Annotated in this window: 2 protein-coding genes and 1 pseudogene; all 3 read left to right on the top strand. The window is 74.4% G+C overall.

Going from position 1 to position 2,391, the window contains the following annotated elements; genetic code table 11:
- The first annotated feature begins 10 nt into the window (after positions 1 to 10).
- The gene (locus tag H5J30_RS27665) at positions 11 to 409 is read left to right on the top strand and encodes a RidA family protein (protein WP_181790033.1); all 399 of its coding nucleotides are present in this window, start codon (positions 11 to 13) and stop codon (positions 407 to 409) included.
- 142 nt (positions 410 to 551) lie between these two features.
- Positions 552 to 1,448 (top strand): hypothetical protein, encoded by an 897-nt coding sequence (locus H5J30_RS27670; protein ID WP_181790032.1) that lies wholly within the window; start codon positions 552 to 554, stop codon positions 1,446 to 1,448.
- 36 nt (positions 1,449 to 1,484) lie between these two features.
- Positions 1,485 to 2,391: pseudogene (locus H5J30_RS27675) on the top strand (ATP-binding protein); the annotation flags it as partial.

The following is a 2,391-nucleotide window of genomic DNA, read 5'->3' on the forward strand; positions in this document are numbered from 1 at the left end:
CCCCGCCGCCGTGTCCGTCCACCGCGTCAACCCCGCCGCCCTCGCCCGGCCCTCCGGCTTCAGCCACGCCGTCACCGCCACCGGCTCGACCATGGTCTTCCTCGCCGGACAGACCGCCCTCGACGGCGCCGGCCGGATCGTCGGCGACGGCCTCCCGGCCCAGTTCGAGCAGGCGCTCGGCAACCTCCTCACCGCCCTCGGCGCCTGCGCCGGGGAGCCCGCCCACCTCACCCGCGTCACCGTCTACGCCACCGACCCCGAGGACTACCGCGCCCACGCCGCGGAACTCGGCCGCATCTGGCGCCGGCTGGCCGGCGAGACGTACCCCGCGATGGCGCTGATCGGCGTCACCCGGCTCTGGGACACCGAGGCGCTCGTCGAACTGGACGGCATCGCGGTGCTGCCGTAACGCCGCCCGCAGGTCGCGTTACTGCTACGAGATGGCCGCAGTGCGGCGACTGCGTACGGCAACGAACTGGTGACCGGCGGCCATCGTAGGTAGATTCATGCACATCCCCAACGACCGCACGCAGAACAGAGGTTTCGCGTCGATGGCTGACCGCCGCCCAGAGCTCGGCCGTTACGAGGCGCGCCTGCTGCTGTGGCTGCTGCAGGAGTCCGGCCACCGCCCCGACGTACCGGTGCGCACCGCGGCGTTCGGCCTGGAGCAGAACAAGCCGGCCCTCGGCGTCTCCGCCGTCATCTCCGCGCTGGCGGACCGCGGCCTGGTCGACGTCCACCAGTGGCCGGAGCACGTCCCCGCCGACACCTCGCTCCGCCCCGAGGGCCACGAGCGCGCGCTGCGCCTGGAGCGCGAGCGCCGCGACCCCGGCGCCCGCCAGACGTACGCCGAGGACGCGGTGCTGCGCTGGGCGTTCGAGCACCGCGGCGACGACGCGCTGCTGCTGCGCGACTTCTTCGTCGCCGACCACGTCTTCTTCCACGGCGACGCCCTCCGGGCCGACGAAGTCCTCGCCGCGGCCCGCTCGTTACGTACCGCGGGCATGCTCGACCTCCTCGACGCCGGTGTCACCGGCGACGTGGTCGCCGGGGAGGTCAAGCTCACCGAACGCGGGCTGGACTGCGGCCACGCGGGCGTCGGCCTGGCCCGGTTCCTGCGCAGCGAGCGCGACCGGCCGCCGGCGGCCGTCCACATCGGCAGGGTCGAGGGCGACGTCACCGTCATCAACAACAGCACCGTCACCGTCGTCGGCAGACTCGCCGACGAACTCGCCGACCGGGGCCCCGCACTCGGCCTCGGCGACGAGCGGCTGCGGCTTCTGCTGCGGGACGCGGACGACATGCGCCGCGCGGCCGAGGAGGGCCGGCCCGGCCGGCTGCGGGCGCTGTACGAGCGGGTGCGCCACGAACTCGGCAGCGCCCCGGACACCACGGGCCGGCAGATTCTGCTCGAAACGGCACGACAACTCGGCGGCATGCTCGGCTGACTTGGACGCTGCCGTGCAACGGGAGGGAAGCGGAGCTTGACCCTGTACGGACGTGATGCCGTGCTGCACGAGCTGGTGCCCCGGATGGTGGGGCTGCACCACGCCAGGACCAAGACGGTGCGGCAGGAGCCGCGCGGCGAGCTGCCCGTCGTACTCCTCCACGGCGGCCACGGCAGCGGCCGCACCGCCGTGCTCGACGAGGTGCGCGAGGCGTACGGGGACCGCGTGCCCGTCGCCGCCGTGGACTGCGCCGACGCCTACGACGACGACGCCGCGGTCTCCAACGCCTCGCCCACCGCCGAGCTGCTGACCACCCTGGCCCGCGGCCTGTGCGCGCACCGCCAGGGCTTCGGCAGGCTCCGCCTGCCCCGGCTGCTCACCGGCCTGGTGGTGATCAGCGCCTGGCACCGGGGCCACCTCGACGAGCAGGCGTGCGCCCGCGAGCGGGTGGCGGATCTGCTCGTCGACTGCGGGCTGGAGAAGGACCAGGAGCGCGCCCGCGCCTGGCCCGGCGACGTGGTCGACCTCATCGGCGGCTGGGGCAGCGACGAGCTGGGGCCGATCGCCGCCGCCAGTGTCCACCTCTTCACCGACCGCTATCTGGGCTTCCGGGAGAACCGCGCGACGCGCCAGTGGTACGCCGGCCTGGACGGCCTGCCGGCCGCGGGCCGCGGCGGCGACAACGTGTTCACCGTCCTGTGCCGCGGCTTCCACCTCGGCGACGACACCCGCAGGCGCACCGAGGGCTACCTGGTCGAAGCGCTGCTGGAGGACCTGCGCGCCGCGTACGGCGGCTGGCGGAACCTCAACGCCGCGCCCCGCCCGCTGGCCCTCCTCGACAACGTCCACACCCCCGCCGGCGCGCACCTGCTCGACCTGCTGCTCTCCCGGCGCGCCGGTGATGGAGCCGGCCGGAAAGGTGGCGCCGATCAGCTCCGCCCAG

Source organism: Streptomyces phytophilus, from assembly GCF_013870535.1.
Classification (GTDB): domain Bacteria; phylum Actinomycetota; class Actinomycetes; order Streptomycetales; family Streptomycetaceae; genus Streptomyces; species Streptomyces phytophilus.